Below are 25,779 nucleotides of genomic sequence, written 5' to 3'. Positions count from 1 at the left end.
TAAGGCCTCGGCCGCGACGGATGCGTCTTTGGGGTGTCCGTCGCTAGGATGAGCTGTTACCTGCAAGAAAAAGGCCGGGATTCGCGTGCGGTCGCCTAGCGCGGCGTTCATGCACCGTTCAGAGGTGTGGTGCGCGGGGGTTGGCTCGCCGCTCCGGAATGGGAAAGATGCCCTTCGTCGTGACGACACCGCCGCACCCCTCAGCAAGGACAACCGATTGCCCTGTAGCGACGGCTGCATGAACAGATTTGTGCACGTTAGAAAAAACGGTGGGAGGTCCCTTGTCCGACCAACGGAACGATTGCCACTTGGCGTTGATATCGGCAAAGCATAAGGTGATTTTTTCAATTGACGCTCGCTAGTTCCCATCGGACGGCAGCGCCGGATGCGGGCCATTCGTGCTCGCGTAACGGTTCAATAGCGCAAAAAGAACGGAGGCATAAAGCCTCCGCTAGTCACCTGGTCAGCTAGTTTTGAGCTGTTTATCTTCGGTAGCATCGAGATTCTGAAATCTGTCGAACACCATCGCTGTTTTTTTCACCTCCGCATCATCATGGGCATCGTTGGGGTGCGTTCGAAGCTCTTGAATAACTAGAGAACTACGAGGCGGTCGTGGTCTGCGGGCCATACCTCAGAGACAATATTGCCTGAGATGATGACACGACCTTCTGCCAGAAGAAGAGATGTCGCACCGTTTCCGTTTCTCATGATTGAGCGTCTACGCAAAAATATTCAGACTGGATTTGATTATCTCGTGGCGACAGGTTCTTGAGTACGATGACAACGCACTTCTCCGCCTCGTCCGCTGAGATCCCGAACAGTTCCGGAAGCGGTACGACAAACACTTGCGGCGAGCCGGGTTCCGCTGCACAGCGGTGCACCTGTTCGATGAACTCTTCGAGAACGTCATTCTCGTCGAAATCCTGCGTTCCTTGCTTATCAGTCGAAAACTTCGATCGTTTGCATCATTGCCTGTTTTCCCTGCTTCCTTGCAGCGACACGCCGCCCAAAAACTTTCGGATGACCCGCGCCGAGCGGTTAGTCACGAAACGTTGTTAGCTATTCGCCGGAATCTCGACCACGATGTGCTCGGAAATATCGATAACACGTCGGGAGTCCACCAACTGGAGGCGAGGGCTGCCTGGCGTCGAATGGCTCTCGGCGACGCGTGACGCGACCCACATATCTTCCGCCAGCTCACCATTGAACCGATAGTCGGAAAATGCCCACATGTCATCGAAGCTCCACAGAACATACAGCCGGCCGTGATGCTCGGCGGCAGTCAAATGAACTGCAACGCCCGACAGAGCGATACGTTCGCGGCCCATCATGACGCATTCCAGCGCAGTCCCATCGGGACGATAGCGAACCTCCGCGTACAGGCGCTCATCCTTGTAGTCGATTTCGCTGGCTGAAATGCCAGGCAACGGAATGACGATGCATTTCTCGTCAGAGTCCACTGCGTCCTCCCACAGTTCAGACATCGGAATGACGTATGCAATATGTCCGGCCGAAGTAGCTCGATGCTCGGCGATTGCCGCCAGCAATTCGAGGTTCGGCCGACTCAATTCGTCGGCGTCATTCTGTGTTCCTGCGTTCGTTTGAGTCGTCAAAATGTAAGATCCTTGTGTTGATTTGCCCTGTAGCCGCGCACCTTTGGTGCCGACCTACATGTGTGTAGCAATCCGGCTCGTTTCAGTTCGAGTTCGCGTCGTCTGGCGGTCCGATCTCGACGTCCGGCAATCGGCTAGCGTTCGACCCAGCGAAAGTGCAGCGCCGTTTATCAGCCATCGCTGGGTACTGTCACGACCAGTCTGAAAGTTAGCTTCCTTAAATCCAGATTAACGAATGGTCCCTGGAAATTCAATGGGCGGGGGAAAATTTATTTTATACGTGGCTTGTCATATGGATCGCGTGCCGGAATTGAAAACATAGGAATATGGCCCCCACTGATGAATCGGCATATTTGATAAGGGTTATCAATTTGATGTTTAAAAAAATTTTATGCTCGGCGCGCGGAGACGGCCAACAGGCAACCGTTTGTGGCGAAGTGCTCCGCCTGTCTTCGCTGTCTTTTGTGGGGTCCAGTCGTTGGTATAAATATTTAAACTGGCTTAAATACTATGTTGCCTGTATCGAATAACCTGGTTATGATCTGCCGCAGTTTGTAGATGTGACAACCCTAATGATTGGCTATTTTAATTTTATACGTTAATGGAAAAATCGAACGATACACTGAACTCATCGAGCTCAGCAGGTAATGCATTTTTGCCTGCCGGCGAGCTTAAGGCGGCACGGGATTTCATGCCACATCTTGACGACGCAAGGAGTCTGCGCTCTGCGGCGCCTGTGTTCGTGACAACCGTGGATCTATCCCAATTCGAGGCCCATCGTTCTGGCGCTGGCTCGTTTCGCATGGGAGCGATGGAGTTCGACGACTGCGTGATTGTCACCGCGAGACTGCAGATGGGCGGGATGCAGTTCATCTGGCTTGCGGATGCTTCAGACAACGATGTGTGGCGGGCTATCGACAACATGCAGCGAACAAAGCAGGCGGCGTTTGTGTTCGTCCCTGATGGAAACCCTAGCGATATGTCTTTCATCCCCTGGCCGCTCGCAGGGGCGAGCAGCGCCCTTGACCGTTACCGGAGAGAGTTAGGGCATAAGAACGGAAATTTTCTGGCGAAAGCTCGCGAATTGATAAACAGTAAAGCTGTCGAAGAAGGCGCCCAAAGTGTGATCCCAGGCGTGTCGTTAAAAGTCACACGTGTCAATTTGCTGCTCACGAAGCGATTGAAAAACGCGCTCGCGTCGCATGGGGTATCTGCGCTGATGGTCCAGCCTCTTGGCGATCCAGGTGTTTCGCTCGACATCTGACACGTACCGACGCCTCGGATAGTTGAGTCCACGGAGCTAACGCCTGCGGCCACAGTGATTCCCGACGGGGTTTCAGGATGTTCTCATGCGGTTCGATGCCGCAAAAATCTCGAGCGAACAGATCTCGGCGCGCCGACCAGAACACTCAGACACGAATCTGCTACCTGAGCATCTTAGGATGCGACTCGGGAAGCGGGCCGGGTCGTCGAAAACGCGGCAGGAATGGTCGCGCCAATTTTAAAAAGGATTTTCCAATGGAACACATTGAAAAGAAGCAGCACGCGGTTCAGGATTCTCTCATCCCTCTAGGCATCATTGCACCTGCAAGCGAGTACCGAGGGGCTGATGCACGACTCGGGGGGCCCGTCCTTGAGCAGATGGTCGAGTTTGACCCGGGTCAGTATGTGAACGCCCGTCGCGCGGCATTCGATACTTTCGTGATGGTTGGCCCGCTGATGCCGATGATTGTGTTCTCTCCGCGCCTTGAGGATGCCTTGCTGAACTGGCTGGCGGACCCGACAGAGCCCGACGTGTGGAAAGCGATTGGCACCTGGAACAAGCATGGCGTGCTAGCTTCCCATCAATCGTTCGAGTTCTGGCTGCGTTCCCCGTCGATTTGCAGGTTCGATGCGATGGCATTGCGCAGCGCCGGAGTGACCTTCGAGCCACTCTCCGACAATACGCTTTCCGCCAGATACCATAGTGTGAGACGGTGCGGTATGCAGGCGGCGGCGATTGCGTCCGCACCTTCGTTTGAGCAGCAAGTCGCGCGCCTTTGTTCGGCGGTGTCGCGAAGGGTCGCGTGCTCAGCAAGCAAATCCGTCAAGGTTTCCCTTTGACCGCCACTGCTGACCGCGTCCGCGAGTTCGGGCGACGTGTGTTTCATCATCCAGAAAATGACGTCCGGGACAACGGGTAGAATTTCCCCGGTCGTACACCAATACCGGTCCATATCCTCGATTAAACCGAGGGCAGCCGTGAGAGCGGCTTCGAGCGCCTCTGGTTGATTTAGATTGTTACTTGTGTTCATTCGGGTCAACCTGTTTGCGTTGGAAAAATTGCTGTGCAAACATGTAGAGCCAAGTTTTATTCAAGTTTGCCTTGCAGGCATAAACGGCCAGTCGGCCATTCTGAGCCAATAGACAGGCTGCCAACAATCGTCGACCATCGACTCCTGGATTTGACTGCTGGCAGAGGACGAGGTGAAACTGGCAGATGGTCGCAAGACATAGCCAAGCCTCGATAGAGTCGGGAGAGATAAACGTAGCCAATGCAGTCTTTCTTCGATGCCCGTCAGCCGTTGCGCCGCCGCAGACCGCGCGTTTGCCAGTGGCGATGAGTGCGTGATCAATTTCCCGGATGGCGCATGGCCATGTGACGTTGCGATTGTCGAGATCGCTCGCCGTATGTCATTCGCCACGCAGCGCTCCGACACCTGTCGAGTGCGAACGAGAGGAGAGGCCGACAACGCTTTCAACTATCAATGCCACGCTTATGCGTAGTGTCCGGCGAACGTGATGTGTCGCGTGGCCCGTCTGGTTTTATCCGCGACGGGCCCGAAAAACTCGACCTTCATACCGTGTCGTTAATCATCCTCGTTGTCATCTACATCGAAGGGCCGGTCGATAATGAATGCGTGGCTGGTTACTATAGCTTCCCGCATCAACTCAGTCATAAATGGACGACCTTCCTTTGCAGCAAGCTGCGCCTCCACGAGTTCAAGCGCAGCATCTGGTCCCCTCTCTTTGTCTGCAATCACGTCCTTAGCCAGTCGAGCCTCGCCTCGAGAGCGAAGTTGCAGGACCAGATATTCAAGTGGATTTGCGAAGACCGCTTGCCGTTTGTCGGCAGGCACTGCAAGCAGGATTTCTGCGTTCATCTCGTCTCGGTGGCGGAGCTCAAGCATAAAGTCAATCCGGTCGACAAGAATGTCGTACGCATTTTCCTCAACGAAAGAAAGAGTGTCTTTGAAGCCTGGAGCATGATTCTCCAGTGCGCGTAAAACGGTCGCGCGATCCAGCGCGCGCCAGAATACGGGTTGCGGCTTGTACGATGCCTCGAGCGCGAACTGCACCAGACGAGGATTGATGAAGTAAGCAGGAATTTCGCAACGCTTCAGGTAGGAAACTACGTCGTTGATTACAGACTGTTGAATTTCAGACGGTTGGTTCACGTTTCTATGTTCCACAAGGATAATTGTCTGCTCGACATGTCCACGTGTGACATGTCCTTGCTGTTAGTAGTCAGTGTTCTCGACGACGGGATACGAAGTACACGACGGGGACGTTTGATAAGACGCGGTTTTTCGAGGGGCGGCGACGCGGGAAGCGAAAGGTTGGCCGGCGCATCTATTCTCTCGAGAGAGTAGAAACTTCATCGATTTGCGAAAGGAGCGAATCGAGAGGTTTGTCCTGCCGCTGAAGTTTCCGATAGCTCCCGTATCCGTATGTCGATTCTCAAGGTCAGGCTGCCGGAGCGATTTCCAGGAAAGAAGTCTTGGGGGTCGTCAGGTCGACCACTTCAAAAACGCCGATGTGGCTCGCCTCCGCCGCTACCTTTTGCCATGCCTTTACCTCCTCTTGGGTCAAAGGATTGTGGTCGTCTTCGATGCCGTTTGTGACCATCATGCTTTCATTGAGGTCGTCAGAGAAGTAATACTGCGACACGACCGACTCATCATCGAAAATCCAGAGAACGTCAAGGGTGTCGTAGAGGCTCACGTCAGCCCAGTGCGGAGCCATATGCGTAAGGGCCACTGCGCCGCCGGCGAGCATAAGACACGCTATGCGTGCACCGTCCGGTCTAGGATGAACTTGGCTGTAGATATCCGGGTTCTCGTGGTCAATCGCGTTGGAGTTGTGGCCGCGAAGTCGGATGGCGACGATGTTCTCGCCAGAGATTTTTGCCGCGTTCTCAAGTACGTCATCGGCTGCCAAAACGTAGGCAGAAAGAGCAGGGCGCGCATCTGCGTCGTCGCAGATTGTCTGTAGAGCCTGCGAATTAAAATCTTCAATGTCGAATTCGAGTGCGGCAGAGCGAGAACTGTTGTAGCGATGATTTGACATGTCAATGCGTATAAAAATAACCCGGCTGATATTCAGGCCGAAGTAAGGACTGGGTGGGAGGCGGGGCGTCTACAGAGCGCGTCGCGCCGTTGCGTTGGAAACCATATTAATGAGTTATTTTCTATTCGACAATGGGTTTTGCAAAATATTCTCTGCTTGTCGGTATAAATAGTTAATCGTCTAATGATTTTTATGATAAATCAATAATTAAGCGAAAGTTACTTGCAGGGTTTGAAGCAACTTGGATTCGCTGATTTGCAGTATTACAGCTGGAGCCGTGTACGTCGGCGGGTCCGCGAGGCGAGGGATGCGGGTATGTTGCCGAGAAACGGACCGTACTTGGGACGAGACGCGGCTGCGGCTATCTGCTTTAAAATACAGATCAGGCAATGTGCTGTTCGATTATTCTCAACCAAACGTCATTCAAGCCTTTTGCTTAGCGCAAGTGTGAGAGGCAAGGCACTGGTTGAGCCGAGTGCGCCTACCCACAGGCACGTTCTCATGTGACGCAAAGCGTTTGAGCAAAATCCGTGGCCGGGGGGCTGCGAATGATCAGCCCTTTTGGTGACTATTTATACGTGCCAGAACAAATAAAAATTTTCACTTCTCAGAAAATAAATTTCTGTATTGGAATCAAGATATTGGAATCGATTTTTATACCGATTTAAGAATTTATACGTCGGAGAGTTGTTATATCTTTCGCAGTCGGTATGATTCTGGAAATTCTTGATTTAAGCGTGAATTTGAGGCCGGCAGGTCACTTGGCGACTTCTCCCTGGCTTCGTTTGCTGAAACTACTGGGTAAGCGGACTCGATCGCTTTCACTTAAGAATGACACGTATAAATCCGCCCTGCGCTTGTAGCGGGGCCAACCAAATAGGATGTGTTATGGAAAACGTTTTGATTGATGATTCGATGTTCAGGATTTGCGAGATTGCTTCAATTGCGACCGCGAAGGATTTTGCACCGTACGGCAAGTCGGCTGCAAAACTGCGGCCATCAACGCCAGTCCTGACGGCGAGCTGCGAACTAGATTTGCTAAAAAAATATGCCCGACACGATGGTGCAGGCTGCTTTGGTTTTGGCTGCATTCATGTTGATGACTGCCCTTTGCTGACCATGCGCCTGCAGATTGGGGCGTTGCAGATTTATTGGTTAGCGGACCCGAGCGACCCAGAGCTTTGGAAAACGATAGACCTGTGGAAGAAAGTTGGGCAGGCAGGCTTCGCGCTGGCTCAAGGTAGCAACGTAGCATTCTTTTCGTGGGACATGCGGAGCCCGCAGACTGGCATGACTGTCGAACAGTTCCGTGGGGAATGCGGTAGGAACCGGGCGTGGGAATTCATGCAGTGCGCTGCGTCACTTGCCGGGAGCGGTCGAATTCAACTCAACGCAACGACGGATATACCGGGCGTTCGTCTAGAACACGTTCTGGTGAACATCCTAATGACTGAACGGCTCGAAAAAGTTGCTAGGGAGCGTTCGCTGGAACAGCTTGCAAGTGTGCCGGCGTTTTGGCGCCCGACCGACGCTTCCGTTCACTAATGTGGCTGATTTGTAAGACCGCAAGCTGCTGCGTTCTAGGGTTTCCTTCAGCAGCCTGGCGATGCGCGTCTCCCGCCGATACCGTTGGCCATACGCTTTTCGCCAAGCAACAAACGCACGGATATCTCACGATAGCTTCAGCGAGAGAGACGCGATCTCCGGCATTGAGACCGGCAAGTAGCAGTTCTACTTCGTGGGCGGCGGACAGATACCCACGCACGTCGGCTCGCGGATATAACTTGCGAATCGGTGGAGTTGCGCCGGGTCCTTCGGATGGCACCACGTCCGATTACACGATTCTGCGGCGAGAGGTTGAAGCGGCAGACATTATTGTAGATGCGACCGCGAGCCACCGAGTTAGTCACTTTCTCGCAGATTTGGCGAGCGAAATTGTAAAACCCTACATCTGGCTGACTACGACCCATGGCGCGGCAGGCGGCATAGTGGGCCGGGTACAGCCAACGAAAACCGGCGGTTGCTGGCATTGCTTCCTTCGCGACCTGAATGACGGGGCGATTCGTTTGCCCGCAACCGATTGGATTTGCTCGAAATACGACTGTTTGCAGGCTGAGTCGACTCGATCTTCTCACTTAAAGGCACAGCGAGAAGACTCCGACTCGATATCCACGGTCCTTACGGACATGCCACTATTCCATCGCTCGCCTCTTCACCTGCAGCTGACATGATTAATGAGAATGACCGGAAGGGTTTGCGCGGCATACTCATTGCGGGGCTCAAGCCATTGTGACCAAGACCTGGGGCAAGCCCGGTGCCTATAAAGGCGCTATTCCTAATGCCGCATTTTCAGCTTGAAGAATCAAAGACACTTCTTCGCGTTGAGGCTAGTTGTTATGGAAATGGTCATAGCGATTGACAGTGATAGAAAAGTGTCTAGGCACTGTGCCCGAGCGCGTGAACTCGATCGGGCGGCATCGCCAGTGCTGCCGCCAAGCCGGCGAGTTTGTCGGTAAGGGCTATCCGGCGCCATCACGCTTTGAAATAACTTCGTCGACAAATTTTTTGACCGTGGGTGTTATTACAATCCATGCGCAGTGGGCAGCGTCGGCGTTAAAGTGTTCGCCGGTGAACGTTGCGACAGAAGCTGCTGACCGACAGTTGGTGGCCGCCTGCAAAAAGAAGTATGGCGTTGTGCCTTCCCCCGCGTAAGCGCGAAATGCTTCGAGGTCATCGTTCAGAATGTCGCGTTCGTCTGCGAAAGCGAAAAATGGGTATGCCTGGCCATTGCGGTCCGCACCCACCTGCAAACCTCCTTGGCCTTGCCACGCCTCAAGCAAGGTCCATGTGACCGGGTCGTCCGGGTCGAGGAACCAGTCGAAGGTGGCCCACTCTTCAAAAGTCGCGCGCAAGTTAATGACAGTGCCAAACGCGCCACGCAAAGCGTGTGCGCTTGCGCTCCCCTCCACGAAAGATTCAGGCATTGGCATATGAGCGGGGAGCGGCGCTGAAAGCCCAGGGGCAGATGCGAGGAGAGAAAACTCAGCGGTTTCGTAAGGAACAATCCGATGCGCAAAAAGCTCATTTTGTTCGTTGTCTGAGGTGGGGACTGTTTGTGTGTTCATCTTTAGGGCGCACCATACGGCGCGACAGGAGTTGTAATGGAAAAGTGCAGGAACTGGTTTTAGCCGTACACCTCGCAGACATGCTGCGCATTCGTCAATCGGCCCGTTCAACGGGAGCTTGAAATAGTGATGCCGACGGATATGGTGAGTTTCAGGATAGTGACGTCTTCTCCGCCAATTCCGCGCACAGTGCGGCAGGCGAAAGCCAGGTTCGGCCATTACGTCACTGCCTGCGTGCGGTATTCCAGAACATTGCGTAGAATGCCCAAGCTCATCGCCGAGTGTCGGCCTTAGGCCTCGGGGGTGTGGCCATTTTCATAAGGGCAAGCGAAAAGTGAATCAACCTCAATCCAATGTTAAGCCGGCGCGAATTGCAGAAGACGCGCCTGGCGTACTCGTTCTTATTCCAGACGCAGAAGAGCTGTAAAGGCTCGAAGACACCTTTCGCGCTCGCTTTGAGACCTATGGCGTCTTACGCGATTCATTAATCTTGGCGGTGCAACGGGCGAAGGCTGATCCTATCAACGGTTTCGCCATAGAGGAGGCGCAGATAAGCGTTCCGCTACCCGTACCGATCGTTGTGGGTACTCCCGACGATCTGGTCATTTTGCATAACCTGGCATCAGCGGTCGAAATGCTGAAGATGGCTTCCCGGACTTACACGGTGTTGCGGGCAATCGAGAAAGACTAATTGTTGTCAGTTCCGAAGATTTTCGCAAACTGTCGCTGGTGTGGGGCGTCGTCGGGACAGTTTTTTGGTCGGCTTGCGAGGATATTTTCCATTATGCAGCCGACCGCCTGTTTTCTTGCAACTTCCTCAATGTTCGGACGTGTAAGAAGTTCGAATATTGTGCGTGCACCGTCTAGGCGTATTCTGGCACGCGACAGTGCCTCCAGTTGCAACGCATCTTGACCATCCATGCCGGGTGCCAGGACGGCCGTCTGATGGGGGGGAAGCAGGGAGACCATCTCAGACAACGCATCGACGAGGAATAAATTGACCAGGTCGAAAACTTGGCGCGAGGCCGGGGCTACTGTTTGGTTTTGTTGTGAGTTCATAAACATGAAGGTTTGGTTACGTCTCATTGTTAAGGCACGCGCTTTATCCCTTCAGGGAGCACCGATTCGATGTCACTCAGGGCATTTGCTTGTAAGCGAGGTTCCCATCGGTCAAGGAATTGAGCGGACGTCATCAACAAGGTGGAGTCGTGTTTCGGGCAATTTGACTATGCGGTAATGCAGCTCTGAGGTATTGCCCGGAAGTTCAGGCGGTAGGGCGTCGACGTCAGCCGTCCAGCACGCGGCGATGTTCGGATGTCTGACTAACTTTGAAGGAGGGTAAAACTCTGTTTCATAGGCAGAATCGGACGCTCCTACGGTGGAGCCGATCGCTTGCAGTTGCGCTGTTCGAGCATTTCGAGCGTGTGAGACGTCTGCGCTGAGCGGCCCTTGTTCTACCAAACGGCCCAGGCCGGACTGCCAAATCATGTTTATATGTAATTCGTTTTGCCAAAATCAGTTCTCTTTGTCGAAGATGTTTGCTGACCCGCTGTTTGTAAGGCTTTGGGCGACGCAGGCAGTCTGGGTATCAAAGGTGGGACAAATTAGGTGGAAGGCGGTGCGATTTGCGGAACAGCGACCGAATGCCGTCAGGATAAGAAAGATTGTTTATAATCAATGGATTAGCGTCAAATCAGATTTGTTTGTCGGCGACCCACACAACGTCGATAAATCTGAGGAACAGTTTTATTTGTCGAAAACGGCGAAGTCATATTTGTTTTGACCGGATCAGGTTTCGATTGAGCGTCACCAATGCGATACATCGTAGGCCCGATGCAGCGCACCATGTTTCGGGGCGGCGTGAAGTGTGGATGTCACGCGCAAGCGCAAGGCGTCGAGCCCGATGATGCAAACAAAAACGGCGCACCGTTTGCGGTGCGCCGTCGTTGCAAAGCACAAGCAGCCGATCAGCGCTTCTGCGGCGCGTCCTTGATGAACAGCGTGGTCAGTGCGCCGAGAATGCAGATCGCGCCGACGTACATCGGCGCGGCCATCGGGTTCGACTTCATCATCAGCGACACCGCGATCGGTGTAAGGCCGCCGAACACGGCGTACGCCACGTTGTACGAGAACGAGATGCCCGAGAAGCGCACCACTGGCGGGAACGCCTTGACCATCACGAACGGAATCGCGCCAATCACGCCGACGAACAGGCCCGCCAGCGCGTACAGCGGCACCAGCGCCGAGCTGTCGGCGGCGAGTTGCTGAAACATCACGTAGTACGTCACCGCCAGCGCCAGGCCGCCGATGAAAATCGTGCGCCCCGCGCCGATGCGCCCGGCAATCGAGCCCGCCATCACGCAACCGATCGTCAGGCACAGCGTCGCCACGCAGTTCGCCAGCAGCGCGGTGGCCGGCGCGATATGGAACTGCTTTTGCAGCAGCGTGGGCGTCATCAGAATCACCACGACGATCGCGGCCGAGAGCATCCACGTGAGCAGCATCGAGACGATCACGGCGCGGCCGTGGTCGCGCAGCACGGCCTTGAGCGGCACTTCAGCGGCGATTGCCTTGCGCTGCTTGAGTTCGGCGAACACCGGCGTCTCATGCAGCCAGCGGCGCAGGTAGACCGAGAACATGCCGAATACGCCGCCCACCAGGAACGGAATGCGCCACGCGTATGCGGAGATTTCCGCCGGCGCGAAGTTGCGGTTCACCGCCGAGGCAATCAGCGAGCCGAGCAGGATGCCTGCCGTGAGGCCGGCCGTCAGCGTGCCGCACGCATAGCCGATGTGGCGCTGCGGCACGTGCTCCGAGACGAACACCCAGGCGCCCGGCACTTCGCCGCCGACCGCCGCGCCTTGCATCACGCGAAACAGCAGCAGCAGGACCGGCGCCAGCACGCCGATGCTGGCGTAGGTGGGCAGCAGGCCCATCATCAACGTCGGCACCGACATGAGCAGCACGCTCAGCGTGAACATGCGCTTGCGGCCGAACAGGTCGCCGAAATGCGCCATGATGATGCCGCCGAGCGGCCGCGCCAGATAGCCCGCGGCGAAGATGCCGAAGGTTTGCACCTGGCGCAGCCAGTCGGGCATCGCCGCCGGGAAAAATAGCTGGCCGATCGCCGGCGCGAAAAATACGAAGATGATGAAGTCGTAGAACTCCAGCGCCCCGCCGAGGGCGGCGAGGCCGAGCGTCTTGTAATCGCTGCGCCCAAGAGGGCGTGGGGTGACAGCCTGCGCTCCACCCAGATTTGTCGCTTGCATTGCTTGTGTCTTGTCTTGAATTGGGAGCCACACGTAGCGCGTGGAAATACGGCGGTCGTCGGGCGAGAAGTGTGGCAAGCGCTGGGTAGAGCACGGGACACCGGCGCGCCGGCCCGGGTAGGGCAAGCGCGATGACGATTGAGGCCAGGCGGGGATTTTACAGGATGAAAGCGGAACGTTTCGGGAAGTGCTTAATTAGATTGAGAAAAGTTCCCGGGAATGTGCTTTTTCGGTAGCAAGCGCAACGACGATGTCATTAGGACGTTTCGTTGGCGAATGTAGGAATGCAGAGCCGCTTTGTCCGAGCGGATTGATTCATATGTAAATTAGGATTGCTCCTATGGGATGGAACGGGCCCGCCTCTGAGAATCGCGTCCGAGCTATCAGTTACGAGTCATCCCATGCGTATTGCCATTCTTCAACGTGACCTGGTCATGCGTCAGTCGATCGAAAAGGTCCTGACGGCCACCGGGCATTCCTGCACGACCTTTGACGACGGCCTGAGCATGTCGAGAACGCTCGCGCGTTCCACCGTGGATCTGCTGGTGCTCGACTGGCACGGCCTGCGTCTGTCCGGCGCCGATGTTTTGCGCGCGGCGCGCGCGGTGGGCGGCGACCGTCTGCCGGTCATGTTCGCATCGGCGGACACGGCGGAGGAAAACGTCGTGCGCGCGTTCGTCGCTGGCGCGGACGACTACGTCGCATTGCCGCTGCGCGCAGCCGAGTTTCGCGAGCGGGTCGCGGCGCTACTGCGGCGGGCGTACCCGGACCGGTTCAGTTCCGCGAGCTTCGATGTCGGTCCGTACCACTTCGACACGCACCGCCAACTCGTCATGCTGCGCGGCGAGCCGGTCCAGTTGTCCGGCACGCAGTACCGGCTGGCGTCGCTGTTCTTCTCCAACATCGGACGCGTGATGTCGCGCGATCACATCTTTGCGATGGTGTGGGGCCGCGAGTTCCGCGAATTCACCCGCACGATCGACAGTCACGTTTCGCGGCTGCGCCTTCTGCTCGAAATCGAGCCGCAAAACGAATTCCGGCTGCAGCCGGTTTATAAAAGCGGCTACCGGCTGCTGCATTTGCGTCAGGGCGCAGCCGCCGATATCGATGCGGATATCGATGTCGAGAAGAAAGCGGCCTGAAGTCAACCAGCCGCGTCAGATCAAATCTGCGGCAGCGCGGGGCGTGTTTCGAGCGCCTTGCGAATCAATGCTTCGACCGCCTTGCGTTCGTCGCCGGCCAGCGGCAGACGGGGCGGGCGCACCGGCTCCGTGCCCAGTCCGACGATCGCTTCGGCGAGCTTGATGTTCTGCACCAGCTTCGCCGATACGTCGAGCGCAAGCAGCGGCGCAAACCAGCGGTAGATCGCCCGCGCTTCCTCGAGGCGTCCCGCCTTCAGCAACTTGTAGATCACCACCGTCTCACGCGGAAACGCGCACACGAGACCGGCCACCCAGCCATGCGCGCCCATCAGGATCGCCTCCATCGCGAGATTGTCGACGCCGCAGAGAATCGCGAAACGGTCGCCGACCGCGTTGATCAGGTCGGTCACGCGCCGCACGTCGCCGCATGATTCCTTGATCGCGACAATCTTTTTCTCGTCGGCGATTTCCGCGAACATGTCGGGCGTCATGTCGACGCCGTAGGCGAGCGGATTGTTGTAGATCATCAGCGGCAGCGCGCTCGCGTCGGCGACGCTGCGGAAATGGTGCAGCGTCTCGCGGCGGTCCGACAGGTAACGCAGCCCCGGCAGCACCATGTAACCGGCCGCGCCATGACGGCTGCCCGCTTCGGCCTGACGGCAGGCGTCGAGCGTGCTGTTCTCGGCGATCGTCAACAGGACCGGAACGCGGCCGCGCGAGGCTTCGACAGCGATGTCGAGCACTTGCAGCTTTTCATCCAGCGAGAGCGTCGACGCTTCGCCCAGCGATCCGCACACGATGATGCCGTCCACACCCGCGTCGATCTGCGCCTCGATATTCTTGCCGGTCCACGCACGGTCTATGCTGAAATCCGCGTTGAATTTGGTGGTGACTGCGGGCAATACGCCTTCCCAGATATGCGCCACGACTGCTCTCCTGAGTGTGATGAGTTCAAGCGCAGTGTAAGCAGGGAAAATCCCGCCGTCTTGCGTGAATCGCGCGTGGCGGATGACGATTTCAGCACAGTCGCTTTGCTCGTAGTATCGCCGGAACAAGGCGGATGGCCTATTTCAGGATGGCGGGCGAGGCGCGTCTAGAGCGCGTGACCGGCACGACGGCATGTGCTCGGGGTCATGCCCGCCGTGCGTCCAGCGCAGGTACACGGGCCGCGGTCTGGGCGGCGGCGTGAGGTCGCCCGGCATCGCGAAGCTATGCCGAAATCGTCACAATCCACGCGCAAGCACACCAAGACTCGACCGGCTGCGGTTTCTACCATGAGCGTCATGAAAACCTTGGACATCATCGACTCGCACACCGGCGGTGAACCGACCCGCCTCGTGGTGTCGGGCGGCCCAGATCTCGGCGGCGGCACGCTGGCGCAACGGCTCGACGTGTTTCGCACTCAGTTCGACGACTGGCGCGCGGGCATCGTCACCGAACCGCGCGGCTCGGACGTGGTGGTGGGCGCGCTGCTCTGCGAGCCGGACGACCCGACGTGCGCGGCCGGCGTGATCTTTTTCAACAACGTCGGCTATCTCGGCATGTGCGGGCACGGCACGATCGGCCTCGTCGTTTCGCTGGCGCACCTGGGACGGATCGGGCCGGGGCGTCATCGGATCGAGACGCCGGTCGGCATTGTCGAAGCGACGCTCAACGACGACGGCAGTGTCGCCGTGCGCAACGTGCCGGCGTATCGCTATCGCGAATCCGTGCGGGTGGACGTGCCGGGCCACGGCGTGTTGACTGGCGATATCGGCTGGGGTGGCAACTGGTTCTTTCTCGTCGCCGACCATGGGCGCGCGCTGGAGGCGTCGCGGATCGGCGAATTGACGGCGTTCAGCGGGGCGATTCGCGACGCGCTGATCGCGCAGCGCATCACCGGCGCGGATGGCGCGTTGATCGACCACATCGAGTTATTCGGACCCGGTTCGCGCGATGGCGTCGACAGCCGCAACTTCGTGCTCTGTCCCGGCAGTGCGTACGACCGCTCGCCGTGCGGCACCGGCACGAGCGCCAAGGTGGCCTGCCTCGCGGCCGACGGCAAACTGGCTGAAGGCGCGGTATGGCGGCAGGAGAGCATTATCGGCAGCGTGTTCGAGGCGAGCTATCGCCATGCCGGCGATGGCGTTCACGTGATCCCCACCATCAGCGGTCACGCGTACGTCACGGCAGAGGCGCGCCTGTGCTTCGACGAGCGCGATCCCTTCGCCTGGGGCATCCGCACGGCATGACGGCGGACGCGCTGATCGTCGGGGCGGGGATTGTCGGCGCGGCGTGCGCGGCGGAACTGGCGGCGCTCGGCATGCGCGTCGAGGTGCTCGACGCGCAGGGCATCGGCGGCGGCGCGACGGCGGCGGGCATGGGTCACATCGTCGTGATGAATGACTCGCCGGCGGAATTCGTGCTGAGCCGCTATTCACGAGACTTGTGGCTGGATCTCGCGCCGCAGCTGCGTCTACGCGACGCGTTCGCGCGCTGCGGCACGCTCTGGGTCGCCGCCGACGATGAGGAGTGGCAGGCCGCCCGTTCAATGCATGCCGCGTTCGAGGCTCAGGGCGTTGTCGCGCAATTGCTCGACGCGCCCGCGTTGCGGGCTTGCGAGCCGGCGCTGGCGGCGTCGATGGCGGGCGGTTTGCGGATCGAGCACGACAGCATCGTGTATGCGCCCACCGTCGCTGAATGGCTGCTGACGCGGTCGCCGGGCGCCGCGAATATCCGTGTGCGACTGGGCGCGACGGTGACGTCGGTTGAAGCGAGTGGTGTGACGCTTGCTGACGGCGAGCGTGTTGGCGCGGGGCAAGTCATCGTGGCCAATGGGTTGGGTGCGCAGCAATTGGTGCCGTCGCTGCCCTTGCAGCCGAAGAAAGGCCATCTGCTGATCACGGACCGCTATCCCGGACTGATCCGGCATCAACTGCTCGAGCTCGGGTACATCAAGAGCGCGCATCACGCGGTCGGCACCTCGGTGGCGTTCAACGCGCAACCGCGGCCCACGGGACAATTGCTGATCGGCTCGTCGCGCCAGTTCGACACCACAGATCCCACCGTCGAGATGCCTGTGCTCGCGCAGATGCTCCAACGTGCCGCGCATTATCTGCCCCTGCTGCCGACGCTCAACGGCATTCGCGCGTGGACCGGGTTTCGCGCGGCCTCGCCGGACGGCCTGCCGCTGATCGGTCCGGCCGGCGAATTTGCTCCCGGCGTATGGCTTGTCACCGGTCATGAGGGTTTGGGCGTGACGACATCGCTTGCCACCGCGAAGCTGCTTGCCGCGCAGATTGTAGGGACCCTCGCGCCGATTCCTGTCGAGCCTTATTTGCCGGTTCGTTTTGTTGAGAAGGTGATTGATGAGTAGCGCGAGCGCCACGACACGCGTCAGCTTGACGATCGACGGCCACCGTATCGATGTCGAAGCCGGCACAACCGTGGCCGCGGCGCTCGTCCTGGCTGGCGTTCACGGCACGCGCCTATCGGTGAACGGCCAGCCTCGCGCCGCGCTGTGCGGCATGGGCGTGTGTCAGGAGTGTCGCGTGACGATCGACGGCCGGGCGCATGCGCTGGCGTGTCAGACTCTGTGCCGCGAAGGCCAGAACGTTCGTACCCAGGACGGGGCGGGCACGCGATGAGACAGCACTTCGACATTGTCATCGTCGGCGCCGGTCCCGCTGGTCTGAACGCCGCGGCGGCCGCTGCGCGCGCGGGCGCATCTGTGGCGCTCCTTGACGACAATCCACGCGCGGGCGGCCAGATCTGGCGTCAAGGTCCGGGCCACGCGCCGCAAGCGCCGTTGCATAACCTCCTCACTGCGATCAGCGGGCAGAGCACCATCACGCACTGGCCGTCGACTCGCGTGATCGCGCCGCTGGGTCTACGCGGCTTGCTGCTCGAATCGGCGGAGCACGGCGGCGTCTGCGTCACCTATGAGCGCCTGATTCTTGCTACCGGCGCACGTGAGCGGCTTCTGCCGTTCGCCGGCTGGACCTTGCCCGGCGTGACCGGCGCGGGCGCGCTGCAGGCGCTCATCAAAGGCGGCATGCCGGTGGGTGGCGAGCGGATCGTGATTGCCGGCAGCGGGCCTTTGCTGATCGCGGCGCTCGCCACTGCGCGCGCGGCGGGGGCAAAGGTGGTGGCCGTGGTGGAGCAAGCTTCGGCGTTCGACGTCGCGCGTTTCGGCATCTCGCTACTGGCCGCGCCGGTCAAGTTGCAGCAAGCCCTCGGCATGACGCGCGGGTTCGCGGGCCTGCATTACTGGACCGGCAGCATCGTGGAAGAGGCGCAGGGCGACGGCCGAGTCGAGCGTGTCACCATCCGGCGCGGCCGCGACAGCAAACGCGTCACGCTCGATTGCGACCGCATCGCCTGCGGTTACGGACTCGTGCCGAACAGCACGCTGGCTCAGGCGCTCGGTTGCGCGATCAGTGAAGCGGGCGAGATCGTCGTCGACCACGAGCAGCGGACGTCTGTCGAGGGCGTATTCGCGGCGGGCGAGTGCACCGGCATCGGCGGCGCTGAACTGGCCGGCGTGGAAGGTGAGGTTGCCGGCCTCCTGGCAAGCGGTGGCGCCGCCGCGGACCATGCCGCCCTCGACGCGCAGCGCGCGCGCTGGCGCCGATTCGGCCGCCGCGTCGAAACCGCCTTCGCCCTGCGGGACGCCGCGCGCACACCGCCGCCCGATGCCACGCTGCTGTGCCGCTGCGAGGACGTGAGCATCGGCGAGGTGCGCGCCTTCGCCGACTGGCGCGAAGCCAAGCTCCACACCCGCTGCGGCATGGGCGCCTGCCAGGGACGAATCTGCGGCACGGCGGCGAACCTGTACTTCGGCTGGCAGTCCGGCGCGCCGCGCCCGCCCTTCAGTCCAGCGCAAATCGGCACGTTGATGGCGGCGGTCGCGGAGCCGCCCCAGCTTGAATGACCCGTTCGCCGACAAGCCAGCGGATATTGTCGGCGGCGGCGCGGCCCTATAATCGACCGCACGGACCAGGCAGCTGGCACGAGGCTGCAAGCCCCGAGCGTCGGTCGTCAGGCGGCAACCGTCACCCGGCAACAGAGCAACCGTAACAACCCAACGCCGAAAAAACCGAACGCTCGCCCGACCGCCCCCATCAACGCACGGACCAACGGAACCCGCACGATGAACACGCTGGCTCATCCGCTCGAACCGGACGACGCAACGCTGTCCGGCATGCTGTCGCACTTCAGGCTGCTCGAGCCGGTGTTCGACGCGATGCCGGACGTCGTGTTCTTCGTCAAGGACGCCGAGGCGCGTTACGCGCTGGTCAATCGCACGCTAGCGTCGCGTTGCGGCTTCAAAGAAAAGTCCGCGCTGCTCGGCCGGACCGCCGAGGACGTGTTCCCGCGCCGCTTCGGACGCATCTACACGGCGCAGGACAAGGCGATCATCAACGTCGGCAATCAGATGATCGATCAGTTGGAACTGCATCTGTATCCCGGCCGCCAGCCGGGCTGGTGTCTGACCTGCAAGCAGCCGCTGCGCGATCCCGCCGGCAAGGTGGTCGGCCTCGCCGGCATTTCCCGCGATCTGAAAGCGGACGAAAGCAGTCACCCGGCCTACAGCCGTCTCGCCGCGGTCGTTCAGTCCATCCAGGAAAATTACGTTCAGCCGTTGAATCTGAAGCAGCTTGCGGCCATGGCGGATATGTCCGTCGCGCAACTGGAGCGCTACTTTCACAAAGTGTTTCATCTGACGCCGCGTCAGGTGCTGCTGAAAACCCGGCTGGACGCCGCCACGGCGCTGCTGGTTTCGCACGACAAGGTCACCGACGTCGCCGCGCTGTGCGGCTACACCGACCACAGCGCGTTCACGCGGCAATTCAAGGCGACAGTCGGCGTGACGCCGACCGAATACCGGATGCTGCTGCACGGTACTTCGCGGAGTTGAACCGCTGCACATGGCTCGTCGCAAGCATCATTACTACGTCTACGTCGTCGCGCTGGACGACAAGGTCTGGAACGAGGCGCGTTTTCGCCGCGCGAATCCGGACTACCGGTTCGACAAGCCTTGCGTGTATGTGGGAATGACGGGACTGGACCCGGATCTGCGCTTCGACCGGCATAAGGCCGGCATTCAGGCCAATCGCTATGTGCGCGATTACGGCTTGCGGCTCGTGCCCGAACTGTACGAGGTATTCAATCCCATGCCTTACCGCGGCGCACAGGACATGGAAGTGGAATTGGCGATTGGACTACGTGAAGCGGGGTACGGCGTGTGGCAGGCGTGAGCCGTGTGATGCGGCGTGGCGTTCGTCAAAGGATCCGGCCGGCGCTCGGCTGTTAAAAAAGGGCCCGAGACCTGTACGTGCGCGCCTTCGAACGCAATTGAACAGCGCGCGTTACTTCACGCCGAGGCCGCGCAGCACGGCGTTGCCTTCAGGCGTCAAACGGATATGCGAAGCGCCGGCGTCGCCGGAAATCGTTTCGATCAGGCCGGCTTCGTGAAGCTGCGGAATCTCGGGTTTCGCGGACGCGTCGATCGGCGCGTGCAGCAACAGCAGCAACGTCGCCAGCTCGTGGTGGCTCAGCAGGCGGCGCAGGATGGTAGGCCGCTTGGCCGGCGCCGGTGCGTCGTTCGTGTTGTGATCGGGCTGGTTCATGGTCGCACCTTGTGCGGAATAGTGTCGGGTGGATGATGCGGACGAAGTCTTAAACGATTCTTAAGACACCATTGTCCTGTAACACCGTGACACGATGATTGCACCGGACCATGTTACCGATTGTCACACTTACGCCCGCAAACCCTTACGGGGCGCAGGTTTTGCCCGCCGATTCGATCCACAGGTTGCTCACGTGGCGCTTGCCCGCATAGAAACGGTAAGTCGTCGCGCCGTTGTCGCTACGCACCTTGACGATATTCGAGTCGCCGAAGTCGAGCATCTGGCCTTGCGGGATCGCCGTGGATTTGAACGCGGCGTCGTGGCTGGTGGCCAATTGCGTGAGGCACGCGACCACGTCGTTGACGGAGCGCTGCGTGTTGGTGTCCGTGACGGGCTCGCCGGCATCCGGATTCTTCTGGAAGTACGCGCAAGCGCTGAGGAGCAGGGGAACTGACAGGACTACGGCAAACTTCTTCATATCTCTCCTGGCGTTACATTCGGCTGACGATACGTGCGACGCCCGCACGTGCCACAGCCGCGCGGCATCGACCGCGAATCAGGCGACATTATATCGGCGCGGCGCGGCTACCCCGCCGATGACGCACACGCCGTGCCCGCCTAGCTGGAATCGCTGGACCCGAATTCGCCTGCGTGACGCGATGGTGCCTATTTGCGCCGCTGAGCCTGCGCGGCGAGCCGCACGGCAGCATTGGCCGCGCCATAGCCGTCGTAACCGCCGCGCCGCTCGACGATCTCCATGAAGAAGCGCTGGTCGAGCTGCTCCGTGTAAGCGTGGAAAAACTCGCCGCCGCGCTCATCGCGATCGTAGAGGATGTTATTGGCGCGCAATGCGTCGAGCGTGTGGTCCGGCAGCGCGTAGCGCGCGGCCAGATCCTCGTAGTAATTGCGCGGGATGCGCAGCACCGGCAAGCCGTCGGCGACGAACTCGGGAATCGCGCTGAAAATGTCGCTGGTGCTGAAGGCGACGTGGTTCAGACCTGAGCCGTGATAGGTATGCAGCGCCTCGGCCACCGCCGTGTGATGGTCCACGGAGGCATTCAGCACGATGCGCACCGAGCCGTCGTGGCTGCGCAGCGCGCGGCTGCGCACGAGGCCGTACGGATCGGGGACCAGCACGCCGGGCTCGGCCTGGAAGCCCAAAGCGGTCCGCAGAAACAGCACCCACGTATCCAGCGAATTCGCCGGCACCGACAGGCACACATGGTCGATGCGGCTGAGCGGCCCCACTTCGGTCGGGCCGTTGATGTCGGTGAGGACGAAATCGGCCTCGAACAAGGTGGGCTGATCCGGCCTTTCGTCGACGAAATAGTTCAGGCTGCTGTCCGGCGCCTGCACGGCGGGCAGCACACGCTCGTTCGGGCCGATTTGCCCGGAAAACGGCGCGTAGCCGAAGCCGGCGGCGCGCTCGAACGCCTGATTGGCGTCGTCCACGCGAAACGCCGACGCGCACAGCGACAAGCCATGCTGCTGGAAAAACGCGTTGGCGAACGAATCCGGCTCCGCGTTCAGCACTATCGAAGCCGCGCCGTGCTGATACAGCGTGACTTCTTTCGACCGATGCCGGCCAGCCTCGCGAAAGCGCAGTTTGCCGAGCCAGTCGACGAGTTGCGCGCGCGTGGTGTGGTCCACCGCGAACTCGAGAAACTGATAGCCGACGTGCGCGGGCGCCGCCGGCGAGCGGTAGAGGTCACCGACCGGCTGCTGCGTGCTTTCGAGCAGCGCGCGAGTCTGTTCCTCGAGGAACAGCAGCGAGCGATGCCCGTCCGCGGCTGTGATGGTGGTGGGGGCGGCGCGAAAGCCGTCGTTGAAAATTTCCAGCGAAAGCGGCCCGCTGTAGCCCGTTTTCACGACCTGCGCCGTGAAATTAGCCAGATCGAAATCGCCTTGGCCCGGGAAGCAGCGATAGTGGCGGCTCCATTCGAGCACGTCCATGGCGAGCTTCGGCGCATCGGCAATCTGCACGAAGGCGATGCGGTCGCCCGGAATGTCGGCGATCGCGTCCACCGTGTCGTCGAGCGACAGCGTGTGAAAGCTGTCGAGCACGAGCCCGAGATTGGGATGATTCACGGCGTTCACGAGCTTCCACGCGTGCCGGTAGGTCTTCACGTGCTTGCCCCACGCGAGCGCTTCATAGCCCGCGAGCACGCCGGCCGCCTCAGCCGCGCGGGCCAGCGCGCCGAGCTGGTCGGTCATCAGCGCATCGTCGCCGATGGTGTCGGGCGAAACGTTGCTGCACACCAGAATGCGGTCTGTGCCCAGTTCATGCATGACGTCGAACTTACGCTTCGCGCGGTCGAGATTGCGCTCGAGGCGCTCCGGGCTGACACCGTCGAAATCGCGGAATGGCTGAAACAGCATGATTTTCAGCCCGAGATCTTCGGCGATGCGCCGCACGTCGGCGGGCGAGCCGTCGAAATACAGCAAATCGTTCTCGAAGATCTCGACGCCTTCGAAGCCCGCCGCCTGGATCGCGGTCAGCTTCTCGACGAGGGTTCCGCTGATCGACACGGTGGCAATCGAACGTTGCATGGACGGCTCCTGCTAAAACAATCAAACGGCTGTTGAATAGGGCGCGCAACGGCCGGGGCGCGCGACCGCTCGCAGATCCCGCTGGCTGGCATGCTGCAATGCGGAAAATGGACCAGTTCGTTACACGCATCGGCAAGAGGCAGGCCACAATCACCCACTGTAACCGAAGTTATCGACAGTTTATACAAACTAACTAGATGGTACAAATTCGTAGAAACCCCGAATGACGGCGGCGCTCAATGCGCGCACACTTCGCTCACGTTGCAAAACCACGGCGCTTGCCGTGGCTGGCTTCTTGCCTTACTTAGCAGGAGTGGTTGTCATGAGTTTTGCGTCAGTACTGGTCCTCAACGGACCGAACCTCAATCTGCTCGGCACGCGCGAGCCGACCATCTATGGCTCGGAAACGCTCGACGACGTCGCGAAGCTTTGCCGCGATGCGGGAGAGCGCCTGAATCTCGCGATCGACTTCTGCCAGTCGAATGCCGAACATCAACTGATCGACTGGCTGCACGCGGCGCGTACCAAGGTCGACGGCATCGTGATCAATCCGGCGGCCTACACGCATACGTCGGTGGCCATCGCCGACGCGCTTTCGGCAATCGAAAAGCCGGTCATCGAAGTGCATATTTCAAACGTGCATCGCCGCGAGGCGTTCCGGCATCACTCGTACGTGTCGGCCGTCGCGGACGCGATCATCATCGGTTGCGGCACGCAGGGCTATGTGTTGGCTTTGGAGCGGATGGCGACCATTCTTAAGGATAGGGCGGCGAAATGAACTCACAAGCGAACTCACAAGCGAACGTACAAACGAACTCACAGGCAACACCTCATTCCTATCTGGTCGGCCTGATCGGCGCGGGCATCAGCGGATCGCTGACGCCCGCGATGCACGAGGAAGAGGGCAGCAAGCTCGGTCTGCACTATGTGTACCGGCGTATCGATCTGGAAGCGCTGAAACTCGACGTCGCCTCGCTTCCCGATCTGCTGATGGCCGCCGAACGCATGGGCTACAACGGTCTGAACATCACGTACCCGTGCAAGCAGGCCGTCATTCCTCTGCTCGACGAACTGTCCGACGACGCGCGCGCACTCGGCGCGGTCAACACGGTGCTGTTCAAGGACGGCAAACGCATCGGTCACAACACGGATTGGTCAGGTTTCGCGCGTGCATTCCAGCGCGGTTTGCCGGACGTGTCGCTGGAGCGCGTCGTGCAGCTTGGCGCGGGCGGCGCCGGCGCGGCAGTCGCGCACGCGGCGCTGAACATGGGCGCGAAATCGCTCACGCTATTCGATGTGGACGCCACGCGCGCCGCGTCGCTCGCCGAGGAATTGCAGAAGCGCTTTCCAGGCGCCACCGTCAGCGCCGGAAGTTCGCTTGCCGAATCGCTCGCGGCCGCCAATGGCCTGATTCACGCGACGCCGACCGGCATGGCGAAATTGCCCGGCTTGCCGTTGCCGGTCGAATTGCTGCACCGCGATCTGTGGGTCTCGGACATCGTCTACTTCCCGATCCGCACCGCGCTTTTGCAGGCGGCGGAAGCGCTCGGCTGCCGCACGCTGAGCGGCGGCGGCATGGCGGTGTATCAGGCGGTCGACGCCATGCGCATTTTCACCGGTCTCGAACCGGACGCGGAACGGGTCTACACCCATTTCCAGTCATTGTTGCAACGCTAACCGGTAGCGCGCCAACCGGTAACAACCCGATCGAGGAGACGCACACCCCATGCAGCAACCGATTCAATCCAGTCCCATCGACACCGCCGCGCCGCAAGGCGTCACGGTGAGCACCGGGCGCCGCTCGAAAGCCCGCTTTCAGATTCTGGCGCTGCTCGCGGTCGGGACGATGATCAATTATCTCGACCGTACGGTGCTCGGCATCGCGGCGCCACAGTTGACCAAGGAGCTCGGCATCAACGCCGCGCTGATGGGGCTGCTGTTTTCCGTGTTTTCCTGGAGCTATGTGGCCGCGCAAATTCCGGGCGGCCTGTTTCTCGACCGTTTCGGCAGCAAGGTCACGTATTTCCTGTCGATGACCTTCTGGTCCCTGTGCACGCTAGCGCAAGGCTTGGTGCATGGCATCGGCGCGCTGTTCGCATTCCGCCTCGGCCTCGGCGTCTCGGAGGCGCCGTGCTTTCCGACTAACAGCCGCGTGGTGGCCACGTGGTTCCCGCAGAGCGAACGCGCGATGGCGACCGGCACGTACACGGTCGGCGAATATATCGGCCTCGCTTTTTTCAGCCCGTTCCTGTTCATGCTGATGGGCGCGTTCGGCTGGCGTTCGCTGTTCTACGTGGTGGGCGGCGTGGGCCTCGTGTTCGGCGTGATCTGGTGGATGTTCTATCGTGAGCCGCGCGATCATCCGTCGGCGAATCAGGCGGAGCTCGACTATATCGAAGCGGGCGGCGGTCTCACGCATCGGAAGAAGGACGCTGAGGCGGCAGCCAGCAAGCTCGTATCGGCGAAGAGCGGTTTCGAATGGCGCACCATCGGACGCCTGCTCAAGCATCGTCAACTGACGGGCATTTGCCTCGGCCAGTTCGCCGGCAACTCGACGCTGGTGTTCTTCCTCACCTGGTTTCCGACGTATCTCGCCACCGAACGCCATATGGCCTGGCTGAAATCGGCTTCTTCGCGATCATGCCGTTCATTGCCGCGTCGATCGGCGTGATGTTCGGCGGCTTCTTCTCCGACTGGTTATTGCGCCGCGGCAAGTCGCCGAACGTGGCGCGCAAGCTGCCAATCATTGCCGGCCTGCTGCTCGCGTCGACCATCATTCTCGCCAACTATGTCGAGAGCAACGTGCTGGTGATCGCGATTCTGTCGGTGGCGTTTTTTGCGCAGGGTATGGCCGCACTCGGCTGGACGCTGGTGTCCGACATCGCGCCGGACGGCCTGCTCGGCGTGACCGGCGGCATCTTCAACTTCGCGGCGAACCTGGCCGGCATCGTGACGCCGTTGGTGGTGGGTTTCATCGTCGCGGCAACCGGCTCGTTTGTCGGGGCGCTGGTGTTCATCGGCGCGATCGCACTGGTCGGCGCGCTGTCGTACATCTTCATCGTCGGCGATATCAAGCGGATCGTGCTGGTGGATTGAGCGGCCTCGCGCCAGACGAAAAAAACGGGACGTGGCGCAGGCCA

At 59.8% G+C, this 25,779-nt stretch carries 22 protein-coding genes and 1 pseudogene; 13 read left to right on the top strand and 10 right to left on the bottom strand.

Annotated features, from left to right (window positions below):
• Nucleotides 1-1,055: 1,055 nt before the first annotated feature.
• Nucleotides 1,056-1,613 carry a hypothetical protein gene (locus P0D96_RS33415; RefSeq protein WP_408317866.1) on the bottom strand — a complete coding sequence of 186 codons (558 nt, stop codon included), beginning with the start codon at nt 1,611-1,613 and terminating at the stop codon, nt 1,056-1,058.
• 601 nt (nt 1,614-2,214) lie between these two features.
• Between P0D96_RS33415 and P0D96_RS33410 the strand changes: the two genes are divergently transcribed.
• Together P0D96_RS33410 and P0D96_RS33405 are read left to right on the top strand one after the other, a co-directional pair.
• A complete protein-coding gene (locus tag P0D96_RS33410) occupies nt 2,215-2,877 on the top strand; it encodes a hypothetical protein (RefSeq protein WP_408317864.1) in 663 nt (220 codons plus the stop codon).
• A 254-nt stretch (nt 2,878-3,131) separates the two neighbouring features.
• Nucleotides 3,132-3,716 carry a hypothetical protein gene (locus P0D96_RS33405; RefSeq protein ID WP_408317862.1) on the top strand — a complete coding sequence of 195 codons (585 nt, stop codon included), beginning with the start codon at nt 3,132-3,134 and terminating at the stop codon, nt 3,714-3,716.
• Between the two features lie 746 nt (nt 3,717-4,462).
• On the opposite strand, the gene P0D96_RS33400 is transcribed toward P0D96_RS33405, so the two are convergent.
• Together P0D96_RS33400 and P0D96_RS33395 are read right to left on the bottom strand one after the other, a co-directional pair.
• The gene (locus tag P0D96_RS33400) at nt 4,463-5,050 is read right to left on the bottom strand and encodes a hypothetical protein (RefSeq protein WP_408317860.1); all 588 of its coding nucleotides are present in this window, start codon (nt 5,048-5,050) and stop codon (nt 4,463-4,465) included.
• A gap of 289 nt (nt 5,051-5,339) precedes the next feature.
• Nucleotides 5,340-5,942 (bottom strand): hypothetical protein, encoded by a 603-nt coding sequence (locus P0D96_RS33395; RefSeq protein WP_408317858.1) that lies wholly within the window; start codon nt 5,940-5,942, stop codon nt 5,340-5,342.
• Nucleotides 5,943-6,830: 888 nt separating this feature from the next.
• Between P0D96_RS33395 and P0D96_RS33390 the strand changes: the two genes are divergently transcribed.
• Entirely contained in the window at nt 6,831-7,487 is a 657-nt protein-coding gene (locus P0D96_RS33390) for a hypothetical protein (RefSeq protein WP_408317856.1), read from the top strand.
• A 974-nt stretch (nt 7,488-8,461) separates the two neighbouring features.
• On the opposite strand, the gene P0D96_RS33385 is transcribed toward P0D96_RS33390, so the two are convergent.
• The 3 genes from P0D96_RS33385 to P0D96_RS33375 form a co-directional block, all read right to left on the bottom strand.
• On the bottom strand, nt 8,462-9,067 hold the full coding sequence (locus P0D96_RS33385) for a hypothetical protein (protein WP_408317854.1): 606 nt from the start codon (nt 9,065-9,067) through the stop codon (nt 8,462-8,464).
• A gap of 687 nt (nt 9,068-9,754) precedes the next feature.
• Complete coding sequence (locus P0D96_RS33380; RefSeq protein WP_408317852.1) at nt 9,755-10,132, bottom strand: hypothetical protein; 378 nt, start codon at nt 10,130-10,132, stop codon at nt 9,755-9,757.
• A gap of 902 nt (nt 10,133-11,034) precedes the next feature.
• Nucleotides 11,035-12,336, bottom strand: coding sequence for an MFS transporter (locus P0D96_RS33375; protein ID WP_408174919.1), 1,302 nt, complete (start codon nt 12,334-12,336; stop codon nt 11,035-11,037).
• Between the two features lie 401 nt (nt 12,337-12,737).
• Between P0D96_RS33375 and P0D96_RS33370 the strand changes: the two genes are divergently transcribed.
• Entirely contained in the window at nt 12,738-13,478 is a 741-nt protein-coding gene (locus P0D96_RS33370; protein WP_408317850.1) for a response regulator transcription factor, read from the top strand.
• Nucleotides 13,479-13,498: 20 nt separating this feature from the next.
• Here the strand turns inward: P0D96_RS33370 and P0D96_RS33365 are convergent, their stop codons facing one another.
• Entirely contained in the window at nt 13,499-14,404 is a 906-nt protein-coding gene (locus P0D96_RS33365) for a dihydrodipicolinate synthase family protein (protein ID WP_132377684.1), read from the bottom strand.
• A 348-nt stretch (nt 14,405-14,752) separates the two neighbouring features.
• Here P0D96_RS33365 and P0D96_RS33360 point away from each other — a divergent pair, with 348 nt between their 5' ends.
• From P0D96_RS33360 to P0D96_RS33335, 6 genes are all read left to right on the top strand, one after another.
• Nucleotides 14,753-15,709: a 4-hydroxyproline epimerase gene (locus P0D96_RS33360; RefSeq protein WP_408317848.1), complete on the top strand. Its 957-nt coding sequence runs from the start codon at nt 14,753-14,755 to the stop codon at nt 15,707-15,709.
• Nucleotides 15,706-16,833 carry an NAD(P)/FAD-dependent oxidoreductase gene (locus P0D96_RS33355; RefSeq protein ID WP_408281343.1) on the top strand — a complete coding sequence of 376 codons (1,128 nt, stop codon included), beginning with the start codon at nt 15,706-15,708 and terminating at the stop codon, nt 16,831-16,833. Before P0D96_RS33360 ends, P0D96_RS33355 begins: the two co-directional genes overlap by 4 nt.
• Nucleotides 16,826-17,104: a (2Fe-2S)-binding protein gene (locus tag P0D96_RS33350; protein ID WP_408174912.1), complete on the top strand. Its 279-nt coding sequence runs from the start codon at nt 16,826-16,828 to the stop codon at nt 17,102-17,104. Before P0D96_RS33355 ends, P0D96_RS33350 begins: the two co-directional genes overlap by 8 nt.
• Nucleotides 17,101-18,390, top strand: a complete 1,290-nt coding sequence (locus P0D96_RS33345) for an FAD-dependent oxidoreductase (protein WP_408317845.1) — start codon at nt 17,101-17,103, stop codon at nt 18,388-18,390. The genes P0D96_RS33350 and P0D96_RS33345 overlap by 4 nt, the downstream gene beginning before the upstream one ends.
• 219 nt (nt 18,391-18,609) lie before the next feature.
• Nucleotides 18,610-19,377: an AraC family transcriptional regulator gene (locus P0D96_RS33340; RefSeq protein ID WP_132377679.1), complete on the top strand. Its 768-nt coding sequence runs from the start codon at nt 18,610-18,612 to the stop codon at nt 19,375-19,377.
• A gap of 10 nt (nt 19,378-19,387) precedes the next feature.
• Nucleotides 19,388-19,717, top strand: coding sequence for a hypothetical protein (locus P0D96_RS33335; RefSeq protein ID WP_007177862.1), 330 nt, complete (start codon nt 19,388-19,390; stop codon nt 19,715-19,717).
• 111 nt (nt 19,718-19,828) lie between these two features.
• On the opposite strand, the gene P0D96_RS33330 is transcribed toward P0D96_RS33335, so the two are convergent.
• The 3 genes from P0D96_RS33330 to P0D96_RS33320 all read right to left on the bottom strand — a co-directional run bounded on the left by P0D96_RS33330 (nt 19,829) and on the right by P0D96_RS33320 (nt 22,639).
• Entirely contained in the window at nt 19,829-20,089 is a 261-nt protein-coding gene (locus P0D96_RS33330) for a hypothetical protein (protein WP_132377678.1), read from the bottom strand.
• A 145-nt stretch (nt 20,090-20,234) separates the two neighbouring features.
• Entirely contained in the window at nt 20,235-20,567 is a 333-nt protein-coding gene (locus tag P0D96_RS33325) for a hypothetical protein (RefSeq protein ID WP_408281351.1), read from the bottom strand.
• Nucleotides 20,568-20,755: 188 nt separating this feature from the next.
• Nucleotides 20,756-22,639: a bifunctional sugar phosphate isomerase/epimerase/4-hydroxyphenylpyruvate dioxygenase family protein gene (locus P0D96_RS33320; RefSeq protein ID WP_408317843.1), complete on the bottom strand. Its 1,884-nt coding sequence runs from the start codon at nt 22,637-22,639 to the stop codon at nt 20,756-20,758.
• A gap of 322 nt (nt 22,640-22,961) precedes the next feature.
• Here P0D96_RS33320 and aroQ point away from each other — a divergent pair, with 322 nt between their 5' ends.
• The 3 genes and pseudogenes from aroQ (at nt 22,962) to P0D96_RS33305 (ending at nt 25,735) form a co-directional block, all read left to right on the top strand.
• Nucleotides 22,962-23,417 carry a type II 3-dehydroquinate dehydratase gene (gene aroQ, locus P0D96_RS33315; protein ID WP_342960393.1) on the top strand — a complete coding sequence of 152 codons (456 nt, stop codon included), beginning with the start codon at nt 22,962-22,964 and terminating at the stop codon, nt 23,415-23,417.
• A complete protein-coding gene (locus P0D96_RS33310) occupies nt 23,414-24,316 on the top strand; it encodes a shikimate dehydrogenase (RefSeq protein ID WP_408281354.1) in 903 nt (300 codons plus the stop codon). The genes aroQ and P0D96_RS33310 overlap by 4 nt, the downstream gene beginning before the upstream one ends.
• Nucleotides 24,317-24,365: 49 nt before the next feature.
• A pseudogene (locus P0D96_RS33305) lies at nt 24,366-25,735 on the top strand (MFS transporter).
• The last annotated feature ends 44 nt before the right edge of the window (nt 25,736-25,779 follow it).

It is taken from the genome of Paraburkholderia sp. RL17-347-BIC-D (assembly GCF_046027915.1).
Lineage (GTDB): Bacteria > Pseudomonadota > Gammaproteobacteria > Burkholderiales > Burkholderiaceae > Paraburkholderia.
Note: the sequence above shows the minus strand (reverse complement) of the source record. Positions and strands in the feature narration are given on the sequence as shown.